Annotated in this window: 16 protein-coding genes; 12 read left to right on the forward strand and 4 right to left on the reverse strand. The window is 65.6% G+C overall.

Going from position 1 to position 15,369, the window contains the following annotated elements:
• Window positions 1-3 precede the first annotated feature (3 nt).
• From JOF56_RS20745 to JOF56_RS20755, 3 genes are all read right to left on the reverse strand, one after another.
• The gene (locus JOF56_RS20745) at window positions 4-618 is read right to left on the reverse strand and encodes a hypothetical protein (protein ID WP_209640690.1); all 615 of its coding nucleotides are present in this window, start codon (window positions 616-618) and stop codon (window positions 4-6) included.
• 73 nt (window positions 619-691) lie between these two features.
• Window positions 692-1,426 (reverse strand): hypothetical protein, encoded by a 735-nt coding sequence (locus JOF56_RS20750; RefSeq protein WP_209640693.1) that lies wholly within the window; start codon window positions 1,424-1,426, stop codon window positions 692-694.
• Window positions 1,419-2,471 (reverse strand): ComEC/Rec2 family competence protein, encoded by a 1,053-nt coding sequence (locus JOF56_RS20755; protein WP_209640695.1) that lies wholly within the window; start codon window positions 2,469-2,471, stop codon window positions 1,419-1,421. Before JOF56_RS20755 ends, JOF56_RS20750 begins: the two co-directional genes overlap by 8 nt.
• A gap of 346 nt (window positions 2,472-2,817) precedes the next feature.
• Between JOF56_RS20755 and JOF56_RS20760 the strand changes: the two genes are divergently transcribed.
• Window positions 2,818-3,639 carry an alpha/beta hydrolase gene (locus JOF56_RS20760; protein ID WP_209640697.1) on the forward strand — a complete coding sequence of 274 codons (822 nt, stop codon included), beginning with the start codon at window positions 2,818-2,820 and terminating at the stop codon, window positions 3,637-3,639.
• Between the two features lie 2 nt (window positions 3,640-3,641).
• Here the strand turns inward: JOF56_RS20760 and JOF56_RS20765 are convergent, their stop codons facing one another.
• A complete protein-coding gene (locus JOF56_RS20765; protein ID WP_307855177.1) occupies window positions 3,642-5,096 on the reverse strand; it encodes a helix-turn-helix domain-containing protein in 1,455 nt (484 codons plus the stop codon).
• A gap of 210 nt (window positions 5,097-5,306) precedes the next feature.
• Here JOF56_RS20765 and JOF56_RS20770 point away from each other — a divergent pair, with 210 nt between their 5' ends.
• The 11 genes from JOF56_RS20770 (at window position 5,307) to JOF56_RS20815 (ending at window position 15,367) form a co-directional block, all read left to right on the forward strand.
• A complete protein-coding gene (locus JOF56_RS20770; RefSeq protein WP_209640700.1) occupies window positions 5,307-5,858 on the forward strand; it encodes a serine integrase family protein in 552 nt (183 codons plus the stop codon).
• Window positions 5,855-5,986 (forward strand): hypothetical protein, encoded by a 132-nt coding sequence (locus JOF56_RS59525; protein ID WP_281065460.1) that lies wholly within the window; start codon window positions 5,855-5,857, stop codon window positions 5,984-5,986. Before JOF56_RS20770 ends, JOF56_RS59525 begins: the two co-directional genes overlap by 4 nt.
• Window positions 5,983-6,261: a hypothetical protein gene (locus tag JOF56_RS20775; RefSeq protein ID WP_209640702.1), complete on the forward strand. Its 279-nt coding sequence runs from the start codon at window positions 5,983-5,985 to the stop codon at window positions 6,259-6,261. The genes JOF56_RS59525 and JOF56_RS20775 overlap by 4 nt, the downstream gene beginning before the upstream one ends.
• Window positions 6,258-6,668, forward strand: coding sequence for a hypothetical protein (locus JOF56_RS20780; protein ID WP_209640704.1), 411 nt, complete (start codon window positions 6,258-6,260; stop codon window positions 6,666-6,668). Before JOF56_RS20775 ends, JOF56_RS20780 begins: the two co-directional genes overlap by 4 nt.
• Window positions 6,669-6,746: 78 nt before the next feature.
• The gene (locus tag JOF56_RS20785) at window positions 6,747-7,685 is read left to right on the forward strand and encodes a S1 family peptidase (RefSeq protein ID WP_307855178.1); all 939 of its coding nucleotides are present in this window, start codon (window positions 6,747-6,749) and stop codon (window positions 7,683-7,685) included.
• A gap of 590 nt (window positions 7,686-8,275) precedes the next feature.
• The gene (locus JOF56_RS20790; RefSeq protein WP_209640706.1) at window positions 8,276-8,452 is read left to right on the forward strand and encodes a hypothetical protein; all 177 of its coding nucleotides are present in this window, start codon (window positions 8,276-8,278) and stop codon (window positions 8,450-8,452) included.
• Window positions 8,453-8,456: 4 nt separating this feature from the next.
• A complete protein-coding gene (gene fxlM / locus JOF56_RS20795; RefSeq protein WP_209640708.1) occupies window positions 8,457-9,734 on the forward strand; it encodes a methyltransferase, FxLD system in 1,278 nt (425 codons plus the stop codon).
• 12 nt (window positions 9,735-9,746) lie between these two features.
• Window positions 9,747-9,947, forward strand: coding sequence for an FxLD family lanthipeptide (locus JOF56_RS20800; RefSeq protein WP_209640711.1), 201 nt, complete (start codon window positions 9,747-9,749; stop codon window positions 9,945-9,947).
• A 94-nt stretch (window positions 9,948-10,041) separates the two neighbouring features.
• Complete coding sequence (locus tag JOF56_RS20805) at window positions 10,042-13,191, forward strand: lantibiotic dehydratase (protein ID WP_209640713.1); 3,150 nt, start codon at window positions 10,042-10,044, stop codon at window positions 13,189-13,191.
• Window positions 13,191-14,405 carry a lanthionine synthetase C family protein gene (locus tag JOF56_RS20810; protein ID WP_209640715.1) on the forward strand — a complete coding sequence of 405 codons (1,215 nt, stop codon included), beginning with the start codon at window positions 13,191-13,193 and terminating at the stop codon, window positions 14,403-14,405. Before JOF56_RS20805 ends, JOF56_RS20810 begins: the two co-directional genes overlap by 1 nt.
• Complete coding sequence (locus JOF56_RS20815) at window positions 14,387-15,367, forward strand: thiopeptide-type bacteriocin biosynthesis protein (RefSeq protein ID WP_209640717.1); 981 nt, start codon at window positions 14,387-14,389, stop codon at window positions 15,365-15,367. Before JOF56_RS20810 ends, JOF56_RS20815 begins: the two co-directional genes overlap by 19 nt.
• Window positions 15,368-15,369 lie beyond the last annotated feature (2 nt).

A 15,369-nucleotide genomic window follows, 5' to 3' on the forward strand; every position in this document is an offset into this window, starting at 1 on the left:
TGACTAGAAGATCCACGCCAGTAGTGGGGATGCCACCCAGTTTCCCACCACTCCAAGAGCGAAGCCAGCGACGAGCAGCAGCATGTCTCTAAGCAATCTACGTCGCTCTTCTCGTCGCTTACCTTGACTAAGCTCATCTACAACAATACGTGCCACTGATAGCGTACCCTCAGACGTCAGCTCCTTTTCCACACGCTTTTGATCCTCAACCTTCCTCTTCACAGTCTCAAACAAGGCTATCCGGTCGTTGATCTGTTCACTTAGGCGCGATATCAATCCGCTGGCAGTCTCTAGGTTCTTCTTCGCCTGCCTCAGCTCTGCCTGAAACTGGATCTCGCGCGGCGACTTATTGTAGTAGGAGCTGTAGATACCAGTCACGACTACAAGAGCAATAAGACCGGTAAGCGCGGCGCCACCCCATTCGGGCATGACGTTAGTCTGATAGATTTTTGTTATTAAAATAGGGAACGAAACTGCGACAAGGCCAAACGTCCACGCAATCAGCTTGAATACGAGTGCCAATCTTGGATTTCGACGAATGTCTTCAGTGCTCATCAGCGTAGGTAACTCGGCATCGGGATGTGTTTTACTTTCAGATGCTTTAACCGAGTTGGCCATAAGCTACCTCTCCTATGCACTACTATCGGAACTTCAACTTCGACTACGAGGTCCTCCCGAGACCCGAAGCGGCCTATGAACTGGGCGGCTCCGATGTCTGAGATAGTGTAAGACTCTCTAGCGTCTCGAACAGGCGCTCTGCATATGCCTGACCAGCTTGACGTACCCAATCAGAACGTACCGCTAGCAACCACGCGAGCAACACGACTACCGAAGTCGACACTGAAGTTATCAGTCGGCCGTTGAAGCTGGACAGCAGGAAATAAATCGTCTCGACACCAACTGATAGAGCTACCATCACGATGCCTACAGGCTTCATCGCCAGTAAATTGCGTCTGAAGCCGTACTGCGTGCTCTCCTGATACACGCGAGGGAACTCGGAAGTTCGTTCTCGCACTCTAGCGATGAGCAGACGGGTGGCTGCAACGTACTCCTCGTCAGCTTGCGTTGGATTTCGACGTTCCTTCTCGCGACTCGGTAGCGAGATCGCGAATAGCTGCTCAATCTGTGCCCGGCGTCGCTTCAGTAGCGTGCTATTCTCCGTATTTCGAAATCGGAGAAGGCGAGTAGTGGGCATGCCATCCCACTCAACTACAAGCCGCTTTTCAAGCCGCTGGCCTCTTGCCCGGATAACATTGATCAGGAAGTAGACTACGCCGAGGGAAACTCCAGCTGGTAAGAGGGCTTCAAGCGGCTTTTGCGGCCACAATACGGTGACAGCAATCGCAACAGGAAGCACCGTGAGGATAGCTGGATACATCCGAGCGTGCAAAGAGTAGCTGGAAAACTTATCAGACCAGTCAGTCATCGTAGTCTTCAGACATAGCTGAAAGTGGCACAATCGGAATCCAACCCGGGCGAGCTAGTCCGTTGTGGTGGAGTATCGTTTTTCTTTCGGTAGCAAAGACTTTACATCCACGACGCTTCAGAGCGTTAACCACTTTGGGTGATGGATGCTTTTCTGACAACTTTGCCGAACTAATAAAGGCCGTTCGCTCCGACAGATATGGCGCTTCTCTAGGACCCAGGATGCGATTGAGAATCGTCGGTCCTAGATTCCTTCTACTGCCATGATGTGGCGCTTGAAAGAAGTCGAGTGGGTTGGCCTGGAAACTTCCGAACCGCATTTCGTAGTAAGTAGCCGCCCGCTCAAGCGCCTCAATTCCAGCATCCCCGGTAAACAGCATGCGTTCGCCGTCCACCTTGAGTAGCGTTATGGCCGATGTACTATTACGCGGTCCAGTCACGACGTCGTCGCTAAGAGTTTCAAGGAAGGGTACGTGGTCCAGAGCGGAGCGCAGATACTTCTTAAGTTGCGCGAAGCTCAACGAAAGGGCGCTTTCAGTCGACTTCGCCGCTCCTTCCCGCACCTCCTCCAGGTGTTGTTTGATCAGGCTTGTGTAGTAGCTTTCAGATGGCCCAAGAATCGCCAACTGTCCACCAAATCGTTCCTCACCTACAAACGGTTCAGAGATCAGCGCGTTTTGACTTCTGGCAGCGTCCAAAAGATTGTCGACTGCCTCAAGGTTACTGAATTCCGACACATCTTGTACGTGTTTCCGCGGCTGGTGGACCATCAGCTCAAGGACATCGAGCCGTTCAACCAACGTGACGAGTCCATTCATATGATCTTGGTCAGGGTGTGTAGAGATGACGAGGTCGACCTGCGATGTCTGGTAGTATTTTTCTATGTGGTCGGCCAGTTCGTCACCGATAGGCGAGAACCCTCCGTCGATAACTACGACGACGCGTCGGCCTTCACTCTGGCAGTCGAAGCGCATGGCGATAGCGTCGCCGCTCTTTGAACCTTCGCCCTTGCCACTCTCGACCGGCAGGAAATCGACCTCGTACATGGCCACCTTCTTGTGGTAGAACCCTGCGCAGCTCCAACCATGGACTAGCCGGTTGCGGCTAGCCGTTCTACAGCTTGCAATTTATGTTCAGCGCATCGATCCGATCACGACGGATGTTACGCAGTGGAGTCACTGGGGCCGCATGAAGACAGGCAATTACATCCATTAGTGTGAACGTCCTACGCGATACGCTGTGCTTGTTTGACAGCGAGTGAACTTGAGTGTGCGCGGCGCTGCCTGAGAGGCACCACGCCGGAACTAGAGACAACAACGTGGACTGGTGTCGGCCCACGTACCTACTGCCAGGATTGGTACACAGTTCCAAACCAACCTTCAGGAGGGACCGGTGCCCCTACGCGCCACCAGCACAACGTTCCGCACGTTCGACGGCCTGCAACTCGCCGGAACGCTCGTTGCGCCGGACGTCGAGACGGATCAAGCTTTGGTCCTCATCCACGGTGGCGGTGTCACCCGTGAGGAGGGCGGCTTCTTCCGTCGGTTGGCCGAGGGCGTGGCTGAGGCAGGCGTGGCGTCGCTGCGCTTCGATCTCCGTGGACACGGCGAAAGCGAAGGTCGTCAGGAAGACCTCACGCTCTCGGCGATCCTCAACGACATCCAAGCCGCCATCGCGCACGTGCGGAACGAGATCAGTGCAACTTCGGTGAGCCTGCTCGGTGTCAGCTTCGCCGGTGGCATCTGCGGCTACTTCACCGCCAAGCGGCCGGAGCTGGTCGACCGCCTGGTGTTGGGCAACCCGCTGCTGAACTACAAGAAGCGCTTCATCGACGACAAGCCGTACTGGCACGACGACCAGATCAACGAGGAAACAGGCAAAGAGCTGGCGGAGCAGGGTTTCGTGGCGCACTCGCCGACCTTCAAGCTCGGCCGGGCATTGCTCAACGAGGTCTTCTGGCTCCAGCCGCATACGGTGCTCGGTGAGATCAAAACGCCGACGCTCATCATCCACGGCACCAAAGACACCTTCATCCCCGTGGAGTCATCCCGCACCGCAGTCCGTGAGCTGCGGTGCGAACACCAACTGGTGGAGATCAAGGGAGCGCAGCACGGCTTCGCCGTCCATGACGATCCGACCTACGCCAACCCGCAGAGCCAGGAGTGGCAGGCGTTCGTCATCCGCACGGTCGCCGAATGGCTGACCACGGCCTGAAGCTATTGCGTCAGCACCGCGTCCCGCAGCTCCCGCACCGCCGCCCGCGCCTGCCACGGTTGGAGTGTTGTCAGCACCTTCTTGAGTTCGGCCTTGGTGCGGCCGGAGTTGGTCTCCACGGCCAGCGGCCAGGAGATCAGGCCGACCTGGGCGGCCTCGTCCGGCTCGCCGGCCAAGGCGAGGGCCGAGGCCATCAGGGAACAGAAGTAACCGTAGTCGCGCAGTGAGAACTGCTCGGTCTGCAGCCACTGCCGGTACAGCTCGGCAGCCCGGCGGGGTTGACCCGCTTCGGTGTAGCAGATAGCTGTCTGCATGCGCAGCAGCGTGGCGTTGTAGTGCGCACCGAGCTGGCTAGATTCGTTCGTGGTGGCTTGCGTTTCGCCAAGCAGCTGCTGTGCTTCCTCCAAGTTGCGTTCAACGAGCACCTGATCGTGGCCGAGCATGGCATGGCCGCGGGCTTCCTGCTGGGCAGCCTCAGCCCTCACCCTGATTGGCAACTGCCACGGTCCAGTTCGGACAGCTTCGGACAAGGTGAGCATGCGCAGGGCGTCGCGCTCGTCGTAGGCGGCCTGGGCTTTCTTGAGCAGGACATAGCCCTGCATGGCCGGATCAACGGCTTCTTGCGCCCATTCAGTCGCCCGGTCACGCCAGAAGCTTGCCCGGAGCGGATCATGCGCGTCCCGGTACAACCATGCCACGAACTCAGCAACGCGAGCACCGATCGCCAGGAGCTGCCGCCGGACATCCGGCTGCACGTCACGTGCGCTCTGTTCAATGGTGGTCACTAGCCCAAGCACTGCAGGCAACGTCTTCGCCGGTCCTTGCTTCCCATCGTCTGCCATGTAGGAGCCGAGCTGGCGGCTGAAGTAGCCGACCACCGAGCTATCCAGGTGGCGGCGAGGTTCATCGAGCGCGGCGACAACGTGCGCCTGTTCGTCAGGGTTCAGCGTTGACCAGATGGTCGTACCAACGCCAGCCTTCAAGAAGGCGCGACGATCCAGTGGACTCATGGCATCCGATTCAGCAGCGATAGAACGTTCTGCCGATCTCATACCCGTAGCGCTGCTAAGAAAACCCCCGAGGCCACACGCGGCCAGGTCGGTGGCGTCAAGCGGTACCAGCACCGGGCGGCCGTCCATGACCACCGGAAGCTGCACCGTGACATCCGCAGGCGGCAACGCGGCGCTGGGTTGGACAACTACCGCGTCGACGGCTGATTCGTCAGCTGCCAGGGCAGCCGCAAAGCGCTGCTTGACGTCCTCCGAAACACGGGCGAAAGCGGTATCGAGCAGTCCTTGGCTGTCGGGTGCAAGTTCGATGCCCGCACCACGTGACTCCCAGCGGGCCACCGTTCGGACACCGACATCGAGGTGCGTGGCAAAGTCGCGGATGCTCAGGCGCATGGCCTGACGGAGCGCTTTCGTCTCCAGGCCAGTCCAGCGCTGCACTGTCGCCACATTGCACCACGATCCCTCGGTTGCGGACGCTGTTTGGGAGCGTAACGCCTCTGTGATCGAGGCAACACCACGCCATCGCCACGGCAACAGCCGACCATTCCGGTTGGCCTGGGTCTTGACCAGGCTTTTTGTAGGCATCCAGCGCCGGGAGCAGGCCACACCCCCGACGAACGATTAGAGCGGCCAGCTTGGCACAAGGGTCGCTGTTCTGTGGCCGTCGCCCAGACGCTGGGTGCCGCCAGCAACCAGCAACAACAGGGGCCGGGTATGGGCGTACGGATAGTGGAAAAGGCTATCGGTGGCAACGTCCTTCCCTTGCAGGCCAACAGGTTCACCAGATCAACGGATGGAGTGGTTTTGTCGGCCGAAGCGCAAGACGCATGTCAGCCATTGCCTCCGGTGGTCTACGGCTACATCCGAGTGGTTGCTGGGGACGAGGTTCGGGCCACCATCCTGAAAGCAGACCTCTTGGTCTTCTGCTGTGCCAACGGCTTCATGCACTCGACCGTCTTTACTGACTTCGGTGTGGATGACACGGCCGTCGCCCGGCCGGGGTTCGCTTCATTGCTGGATGTCTGCCGGTTGGTCGGCTCCTACGGCGTGGTGGTGCCTGCTCGAACGCACTTGTCGTCGTTCGCACCGACGCTGGACGTTCTGACACGCCAGCTACGGCGCACCGGAACCAAGCTGCTGGCGGTGGACGAGGTTACGGCGGCGGGGCCGTCTGGGATGGAGTCCATCGCACACAGGGAGGAAGCGTGAACCTCCTGGTGCAAGTCATCGAGGCCGTGGCTTATCCGGCGGCCAGCGCGCTGTTGCTGGCTCGCGCGTGCTTGCCATGGCTATTCGACAGGCGTGCTCGTATCCCGACCAAGAAAGAGCGGCCGTGATGCGCACACACGCCGAACGGGTGCTTGTTGCGGGCCTTGGCGGTCTGAACGCCGATCTGTCGCGCTACGTCCTCAAGGCCATTGAAGCCGACCACACCGGAACCCATTGGCCGCACAGCGCCGAAGACGAAGCCGCCATCGCGCTGCGCATGGTCGAACTGGCCGGGCAGCTCGAAATCCACGCCAAACAGCTGCAGGGCATGGCCGACGAAGCCGAGCCGACCGTCGTAGATGGTGCGTTCGCAGTGGACATAGAGGACCGGATCGAGCCATGAGCGGCGCGTTGTTGCTGGTCGTTTTCCTCGCTGTTGCATTGGTCTGGGTGTCGTGGTGGTTGGTTGCCGACTGGCGGCGGGATGTTCGTGGAGCCAAGGCCGTAGGCCGCACCGCCCAAGCCGCCATTGCTGAGATGGGCCGTCACAACTTGCCGGAATCGGAAGAACGAACCGAGCCGACGTTTGCTGAGGCGTTGACCCTGTTGCCCATTGGCGAGGAACCACCGAGGCGTTCGCGTCACGTACCCGTGCAGGACTTGTTGGCTCGCTTGCAAGACGAAGGTTCTGCGCTGCGTCTCAACTGGCGGCACGAGGACGAACAGCGCGCCAGACGCGGCGACTGCGGCATCGATCCGGGCGACTTCCCGACGGCCGTGCTGCCCGTAGTCCCGAGCGACGAACCGTAACCCCAGATTGTCCCGCGAACAGCGCCGCGTAGCTGTTCAGGGATTTGTTGGCACAAAAGGAAAGGAAGAACGCTAACCGTGAAAACTGTTCTGTCCGAGGTGGGATCACCTCGGAGCAGTCGCAAGACGCTGCATCGGCTGGCCTTAGCTGGCGGCACGCTGGTGACTGCCTTGGCAACGGTGGCAGTTGCACCGTCGAGCGCTGCCGCTGGCGATGTGCAGCCAAACATCATTGGCGGGCATGCGGCCTCGGAACCGTATCCGTGGATGGTGTCATTGCAGATCAACTGGAAGGGCGATCCGGACTTCCATACGTGCGGTGGCGTACTGCTGTTCCGCGATCAGGTGGTGACCAACGCCCACTGTGTCACCAATCCGCCCGGCCAAACCGTTCCGGAACTGGGCTGGCATGTGCGCGTCGGCTCGCACAACCGGAACTCGGGCGGCCAAACAGCCGGCGTCAGCAAGATCACCGTGCACCCGGAATGGGCCTGGGGTGCAGGCGCGCCAGAAAAGCGGGTAGCCGATCTTGCGCTGCTGAAGCTTGACCGCAAGCTCGACCTGCAAACCATCGAGTTGGCCGCCAAACCAGCCCGGCCTGGTGACAAGGTGCGCCTCCTTGGCTGGGGCGTCACCGAGCCGGACGGTTCCGGGCCGCTGCCCTCCATGCTGCAAGAGCTGGATACCACCGTCGTACCAGCCGCGAAGTGCGCCGCCTGGGCGATCTCGGGCGGGGAAATCTGCACCAACCCGAACGGCACGGATGGCCCCTGTGCTGGTGACTCCGGCGGCCCGGCCCTCAAGAAGGAAGACGGGCGCTGGAAGCTGGTCGGTGGTACCAGCCGGGGCAGTGAGTGGTGCGGCACCGATACCGGCGTCTACACCAGTTCGCCGGAATACCGGCAGTGGATGTACGACACGGCGCGTGGGGTGCCGGTGCCGATTCCGGCCTTGCCGGTTCCGTCGAAAGATCCGGGGTATGGGCTGCCGTTTGAGCGGCTGGGCGGCGTGAAGTAGCCACCCTGAAAGGGGAAATCCTCGCCTCGATGCCTGGCCCGTTCCCTCCTGTGCGGGCCAGCCCTTCCCGAGGCGAGGCAGCCAGGGTGTGCCGGTCATTTAGACGCGACGGCACACCCTGGCTTGTTCGCGGCCACGATCCAGGCGACTTTCCGAACACCGTGCTGCCAAAGATCGAGGGATAGCTACGCAAATACAGGTGCGAGAACTGCATAAGGGTGGAGGTTTCGGGGTTGGGAACCAAAAGCAGGGGTGGCGTACTGCTGCCTGTCATTGTGTTGCTTGGTGTTCGCGCAGGTTCCCAGCGTCGATCCCTGCTGGATACCAGTCGGTCGTGTCGAGCCCGCGATGTCAAGCCCCAATGGGGCTAGCACCACAGGGGGTCGCACACGGTCGGTGCGGACCGGGGCGCGGACATCCGATCCCCGAGTGCCCCCGCTCGCCGGGCTGTTCCCCAGGAAGTCGCTGTTCTGAAACCCCGTCCGCAAGCCCCGCGCCCTCACATTCTGACCGACGAGGAGCAGCACGATGGATGAAATCCTGGCCGTCACCCTGTGCCGTGCGTTCACCACCGGTTGGACCACCTGGACATGCTGGCCACCGACGGCGATCTGCGATCCCGCGCCGCGTTGGCCGACACCGAGATCGCCAGGCTCACCTCGGCGTGGCGGACCCTGCTGGCCGCGGCGCGTGCCCGACCGCGACGCGTCCCCTCGTCCATCGACCTTGAACGGCATGTAGTCGAGAACAGCCCCCTGAAAGAGTAGCCAGGTGAACACACTCCGACATGACGACGCCAGCGCCGCAGAGTTCCGCGATGCCTTGGTGGACACGCTTCTCGCTAACAAGATGATCACCTCGCCGGTGGTGGAGCGGGCCTTCCGCACGGTGCCCCGGCACCTGTTCGTCGCCGAGGGCACTCCGCTCGACGTCACCTACAACGTCGATCAGTCGGTCGCGATCAAGCGGGACCCGGACGGGGTGATCATCTCCTCCACCAGTGCGGCGTACATCCAGGCCCGGATGATCGAGCAGGCCGAGCTCGGTCCGGGCATGAGCGTGCTGGAGATCGGGTCCGGCGGGTTCAACGCCGCCCTGCTGGCCGAGGTCGTCGGCCCAGATGGCCAGGTGGTCAGCGTCGACATCGACCCGGAGGTGACCGACCGCGCCAGCGAACTGCTGGACGCGACTGGATACGGCAGCCGGGTCACTGTGGTGCAGGCCGACGCCGAGAACCCGCTGCCGGGGCTGGACGAGCCGGTGGACGCGATCCTGGTGACGGTCGGGGCCTGGGACCTCGCGCCGGCCTGGCTGGAGCACCTGTCCGAGGGCGGCAGGATCGTCGTTCCGTTGCGGATGAACGGGATCACTCGCGTCATCTGCTTCCGCCGCGAGGGCGATCACCTAGTGAGTACCTCGGCCGAGGTGGCCGGGTTCGTCCCGATGCAGGGCAGGGGTGCCCGTGACGAGCGGGTCTTCCTGCTGCCCGACCGGAACGGTCACCACGTCAAGCTGCGCTTCGAGGAGGACGTGTCGGCGGACGTGAGCCTGTTGGACGGGGTGCTGGCGACCGAGCGCACCGAAGTGTGGTCCGGCGTCACGATCAAGCACGGTGTGTCCTTCGCCGACCTGCACTTGTGGTTCGCCGCGTTGCTCCCCGGTTTCTGCAAGCTGGCCGTGGACGAGGGCACCGACATGGCCGCCGAACGCAAGGGTTGGTTCCCCTTCGGCGTGGTGCGCGGCGACTCGTTCGCCTACCTGGCTGTCCGCCCGGTTCCCGAAGGCGGCGGAGTGGAGTTCGGTGCGCGTGCTTACGGCGTGCACGGCGAGGCCGCGGCCGCCGCGATGGTCGAACAGATCCAGGCGTGGGACCGCCAGGGCCGCGACGTCGAGCCCACCTTCGCCTATTGGCCGACCGGCTCGCAGCGTCCCGAGTTCGGCAAGGACACGGCCGTGCTGGTCAAGACGCATGGCCTGACCACGATCGCCTGGCCATCGGCGGCGGACGCCGCGGCTGGTCAAGGTGCCCTGCACAACCCCGAGAAGTGAGGAGTGAACCGAATGTCGGCAGCACTGGCCGTTGAGCACGCGGAGTCCCCGGACGCCGCGGTCGACACCGTTGATGACGCGGAGTTCGAGCTGGACATGCGCGTGGTGGAGTCCGCTACCAAGCTCGTGATCATGATGTGCGACACGAGTGACGGGTGCGGCAGCACGTGCAGCACTAGCGCGTGCAGCACCGGCTCCAACGACCCGTTCTGATCCAACCCCTCCTGCCGTCGGCGCCCGAGTTTCCGTTGGGCGCCGACGGCAGCCGCTGCGATCGACCATGACCGGGTGAGGAGAGCGAATCGCCATGACCGTGTCCCCGCGCTACCAGCACACCGGCCTTGTCTTGGCCCGCGTCACCACCGACCCCGGTGACCTCGTTCCGCCGACGCATCTGAACCCGGCCGACCCGGCCGTGGTCGAGCGGGAAGGTCGTGCGTGGCTGGCGAAAGTGTGGGCGCGCTCGGAGGTGCGTGACGCACTGGTGCTGGCCAGCCCCGTCCTGGGCGCTCGCCTCGACCAGATTCTCAATGACGGCACCGCTCCGTACACGGCGAAGGAGTTACGCCGCGCTGTGGTCTCCGTGGCGTCCTATGTGCTGCGCTGGCAGCGGCGGACGACGCCGTTCGGCCTGTTCGCCGGGGTCGGGGTCGCCGCTATCGGACCCGCGATGGCCGACGTGGGCACACGACACCGGGCCGTGGCGCGTGCGGACGCCGAATGGCTCACCACGCTGATCGACCAGCTCGAACGGCACCCTGACCTGCGCCCGCGCCTGACGGTCGTGGTCGACGACGCGCGGACCGTGCGCGATGGGCGCGTCATCGTGCACCGGCGGGCCGAGGTCGGTGCCTCCACTCCAGGCCCGCTGCGGGAATCATCGGTCCGGCTCACCCGTCCCGTGCGGTTCGTGTTGACCGCGGCCGGTTCGCCGATTCGCTTCGACACGCTCGCCGACCAGATGACCGCCCGGTTCCCCTCCGCGTCCCCAGACAAGATCCACGCACTGCTCCACGGCTTGGTCGACGCCGGTGTGCTGATCACGAGCCTGCGGCCTCCGATGACCAGCGTCGACGCCTTGTCCCACCTGATCCGTGCCCTGCGTGCGGCCGGAGCGGACGCCCTGGACGACGTTGCCGCCCACCTGCACGACCTCGACGCGATCAGCGCCGATCTGGCCCGGCACAACCACACCAGCGACCCCGAACAGGCCAGGGAAATCCGCGCGGCCCTCGCCACACGGATGGCCGCCCTGGTTCCCGGAGCAAGCCATAAGCTGGCCGCCGACGTGCGCATCGACGCGACGATCGCCCTCCCCGAGCGGGTGCTCGACGAGGCCGCGCGTGCCGCCAGCGTGCTGCTGCGGACGACCACACAACCCTTCGGGTCGGCCGCGTGGCTGGACTACCACGCCCGGTTCCGTGCCCGCTATGGCCCCGGCGCGCTGGTGCCGGTACGGGACCTGGTCGCCGACTCCGGGCTTGGCTACCCCGCCGGCTACCTCGGCGCGCCACGCGCCCGGCCCGCGTGGCGGGTGCTGACCGATCGCGACGCCGCCCTCTTGGCGTTGATCCAGCAGGCCACCCTGACCGGGGCGCGGGAGATCGAGCTGACCGACGCCGACGTGGAGGCGCTGACCGTCGGGGAGCACGCTGACGCCGTCCCACCCCAGCGGATCGAACTGGGCGTCGAGATGTACGCCGCGTCGACCGCGGCGATCGACCGCGGCGAGTTCAGGCTGCGGGTTACCGCCGCGCCGCACGCGCACACCAGCATGGCCGGACGGTTCGCCTACCTGCTTGACGAGGACGACCACGCCCGACTGGCCGCGACCTACACCGCGGGACCAGCGCAGCCGCCGTCGAACCAGGACGGACCGGGCACGGCGATAGCGGTGCAGTTGTCCTTTCCGCCACGCCGCCCCCACAACGAGAACGTGGTGCGCGTGCCGCCGCTGCTCTGCGACGTCGTGTCGCTGTCGGAGCACCCCGAGCATCCTGATTCGGTGCGCCCGGACCTCACCGTCATCGGGGTGGACGACCTGGCGGTCACCGCCGACGCTGAGCAGATGTACCTGGTGCAGGTCTCCACCGGTCGGCGGGTGATTCCCCGGATTCCGCACGCCCTGGACACCGCCGTGCAGAGCCCGCCGCTGGCCCGGTTCCTCGCCGAGGTCGCCGACGCCCGCAGCGCGATCTTCCGCGGATTCGATCTCGGCGTCGCCCGTGTCCTGCCCTACGTGCCGGGCATCCGCTACCGGCGCACGGTGCTGTCCGCCGCCCGCTGGGTCCTCTCCGGCACCGACCTCGCCGTCCGCCCCGGAACCCACGACGGTGAGGAGGCGTTGCGGTCGTGGCGGCAACGGTGGCACGTACCGGCACGGGTGGTGCTCGTCCACGGAGAGCTGCGCCTGCCCGTGGACCTCGACCAAGAGCTGGACCGCGCCCTGCTGCGCGCCCACCTGGAGCGAGCCGACCGGGTCGAGCTGCACGAGGATGGCCACCCTGATGGACAGGGCTGGATCGGGCGGCCGGCGGAGCTGCTGATCCCGATGACCGCGATCACCCCGGCCGCACGGCCGCTGCCCGCGACTGCGGTGCCCGGTGCCGTCCTTCGCCCCGGTGACTCCGCTGTGGTGCACGCGCAACTGGCCGGCAACCCGGCGCGGTTCGACGAGATCCTCACCGCGCACCTGCCCCGATTCGTCGCCGAACTCCACGACCCGCGCGATGCGGATGGCCCGGTCGAGTCGTGGTGGGTGCGGCGGCACCGCGACATGATCCGACCCGAGACCGATCAACACCTCGCCGTGTTCCTGCGCCTGACCAGCCCCCGGCACTACGGACCGGTCGCCGCCCGCCTGGCCGCGTTCGCGGCCGACCTGGACTCCCGCAGACTTCCCGGCCAGCTCACCCTCGCCCCGTCGCCGCAGCACCCCGCCCGCTACGGCGACGGCCCCGCACTGACGGCGGCCGAGCAGGTGTTCGCCACGGACACCACGGCCGCCATCGCCCAGCTCGCGGCGGCGCAGGCGTCCGGGATTCCCGCCCAGGCCCTGGCCGCGGCGTCGATGGGTCACCTGGCCGCGTCCTTCGCGCCCGATCCGCAGACCGGATACCGAGCGCTGCAGGGGTGCCTGCGGCAGGAGCACGGGCCGATGGACCGGGCGCTGCGCGACCACGCTCTCGCCGTGGCCGACCCTGACCAGCAGTACCGCGCCGTCCGCGCACTACCGGGCGGAGAGGCGGTCGTCGCCGCCTGGCGTGCCCGCGACACCGCGCTGAACACCTACTACCGCGCCCTTCTCCAGCAGGGGCGAGAGCCGGGCGTGGTGCTTCGCACGCTTCTGCACGAGCACCACATCCGCGCCGTCGGCGTTGATCCGACGTTCGAGAAGGAGACCGGACGACTCGCCCGCGCTGTCGCGCTGCGCCGCCTCGCCCTGGCCGGTGCCTGATGACCCCCGCCACGAACCCCAGCCCGGACAGCGGCGAGGTGACACTGACCCTCAACGAGGTGGCCAGCCAGTCCCTGGCCCGAGGTGCGGTCGGGATCGCGCTGCTGCACGTCGAACGCGCCTGGACCGGCTCCGGCAGTTGGGATACCGCACAGGCCCACATCCGGCGGGTAGTGGCGGGGCAGGTTGACGCCGCCGACCACGCCGGCCTCTACTACGGGGCGCCCGCGGTCGCGTTCTTGCTGCACGCCGCCGCCGACCGTCATCCCCGCTACCGCGCCGCTGGCCAGACGCTGGACGAGCACGTGCTGCGCCTGGCCCGTCGGCGTCTGGCCAGCGCCGCCGCCCGGACCGACCGCGGGGAGTTCGCCACCTTCGCCGAGTACGACCTGTTCTACGGGTTGAGCGGCATCGGCGCGCTGCTGCTGCGCCTCCACCCCGACAGCGACGAGCTGGCCGGGATTCTGCGGTACGTGGTCACGCTGGCGATCCGGCCGCGCCACGAGGACGGCGTCGAGCTGCCAGGCTGGTGGGTGGCGCACGACCCGGACGAGATCCTGCTGACCTCTGGTGGGCACGCGAACTTCGGCATGGCCCACGGCGCGGCCGGGTTGCTGTCCTTGATCGCCCTGGCCAAGCTGCGCGGCTGCGTAGTTGAGGACCAGCACGAGGCGATCGCCGTGCTCACCGGGTGGTTCGACCGGTGGCGGCAGGACGGCCCGGACGGCCCGTGGTGGCCGCAGTGGATCACCCGCGAGGAGCTGCGCGAAGGCCGCCCTGCCCACGCTCACCCTGGCCGGGCCTCGTGGTGCTACGGGACGGTCGGCATCGCCCGCGCCCAGCAACTCGCCGCACTGGCCGCCGAGGACCCGCGACGCCAACTCGCCGCCGAGCACGCCCTGGCCGCGAGCCTGACCGGCACCCAGCTCGACCGGATCACCGAGCCGGGCCTGTGCCACGGCATCGCCGGTGTGTACCAGACCGCCTACCGGGCCTCCCGCGACGCCCGTGGACCCGCCCTCGCCCACCGACTCCCGGCGCTGGCCGACCGGCTCGCCCTGCACGCGCGTTCGTTCGGCGACGACAAGGACGGCGACGAGGCAGACGCGGCCGGGCTGCTGACCGGACGCGCCGGAGTGGGCCTGGCGCTGGAAACCGCGCGGCACAGCACGCCGACTCACACAGGATGGGACGCATGCCTGCTGATCACCTGACCACCACTCGCCCTCCCACCGCGCCCTCCGAACTCGCCGTCGGCGTGCTGGCGGTGCTCGCGGGCGCCGACCCTGGCACCGTCTCGGTCAACCACGCCCTGGATCCGGCCGACCTCGATGACGCCGTGCAGACCTACCAGGCCGCCGGGCTCGCGGCGCTGGAACTACGCGCCGAACGCACCTGGTACCAGGTGCGTGTCCGATTCCCCGACTGGTCGGCCGCCGAGGCGGTTGGCGCCACGATGCTCGGACCGTCGCTGGACCGGCTCCGCGCTGACGGGGCGGTGGCCGGATGGTGGTTCCTGCGCAAACACCCCTGCTGGCGGCTGCGTCTGCTGGGCGCGGACACCGAAGCCGTCAGCCGCGTGCTCGACGAGCTGAGCGACACCGGAGTCATCGAGCGCTGGTGGCCGACGGTGTACGAACCGGAGACCGCCGCCTTCGGCGGCCTGACTGGAATGGACACCGTCCACGACCTGTTCTGCGCTGACAGCGCGGGCGTGCTCGACTACCTGTGCCAGGAGGCCCCCGGCCTCGGCCGCCGGGAACTGTCCATCCTGCTGCTGAGCGGGCTGATGCGCGCCGCCGGGCTCGACACGTTCGAGTGCGGTGACGTGTTCGACCGGGTCGGCCGGTTGCGACCCGCGCCCACCGACGCCGACACAGCACGCATCAGCAAGTTGGCCGACAACGTGCGCGTGCTCCTGTCGATCCCCGACTTGGCCGACAGCGAGCTGTTCACGTCGGGTGGGCCGGTTGCGCACGCCGCGCCGTGGCTCGCGGCGTTGCGTGCTTCTGGCGAACGGCTCGGTCACGACGCCGCGGACGGGCACTTGGACCGGGGCCTGCGGGCGATCCTCACCCACGTGGTGATCTTCCACTGGAACCGATTCGGCCTCGCGGCCACGAGCCAGGGCATCCTCGTCCGCGCCGCGACCGCCGCTCTGCTGCCCCGGAGTTGACC

The sequence above is a fragment of the Kibdelosporangium banguiense genome (assembly GCF_017876405.1).
GTDB classification, from domain to species: Bacteria; Actinomycetota; Actinomycetes; order Mycobacteriales; family Pseudonocardiaceae; genus Kibdelosporangium; species Kibdelosporangium banguiense.

What these genes read in the sequence shown, in the direction of transcription:
- JOF56_RS20745 (WP_209640690.1), bottom strand. Translation starts at nt 618, where the DNA reads ATGGCCAACTCGGTTAAAGCATCTGAAAGTAAAACACATCCCGATGCC.
- JOF56_RS20750 (WP_209640693.1), bottom strand. Translation starts at nt 1,426, where the DNA reads ATGACTGACTGGTCTGATAAGTTTTCCAGCTACTCTTTGCACGCTCGG.
- JOF56_RS20755 (WP_209640695.1), bottom strand. Translation starts at nt 2,471, where the DNA reads ATGTACGAGGTCGATTTCCTGCCGGTCGAGAGTGGCAAGGGCGAAGGT.
- JOF56_RS20780 (WP_209640704.1), top strand. Translation starts at nt 6,258, where the DNA reads ATGAGCGGCGCGTTGTTGCTGGTCGTTTTCCTCGCTGTTGCATTGGTC.
- JOF56_RS20790 (WP_209640706.1), top strand. Translation starts at nt 8,276, where the DNA reads ATGCTGGCCACCGACGGCGATCTGCGATCCCGCGCCGCGTTGGCCGAC.
- JOF56_RS20800 (WP_209640711.1), top strand. Translation starts at nt 9,747, where the DNA reads ATGTCGGCAGCACTGGCCGTTGAGCACGCGGAGTCCCCGGACGCCGCG.
- JOF56_RS20805 (WP_209640713.1), top strand. Translation starts at nt 10,042, where the DNA reads ATGACCGTGTCCCCGCGCTACCAGCACACCGGCCTTGTCTTGGCCCGC.
- JOF56_RS20810 (WP_209640715.1), top strand. Translation starts at nt 13,191, where the DNA reads ATGACCCCCGCCACGAACCCCAGCCCGGACAGCGGCGAGGTGACACTG.
- JOF56_RS20815 (WP_209640717.1), top strand. Translation starts at nt 14,387, where the DNA reads ATGCCTGCTGATCACCTGACCACCACTCGCCCTCCCACCGCGCCCTCC.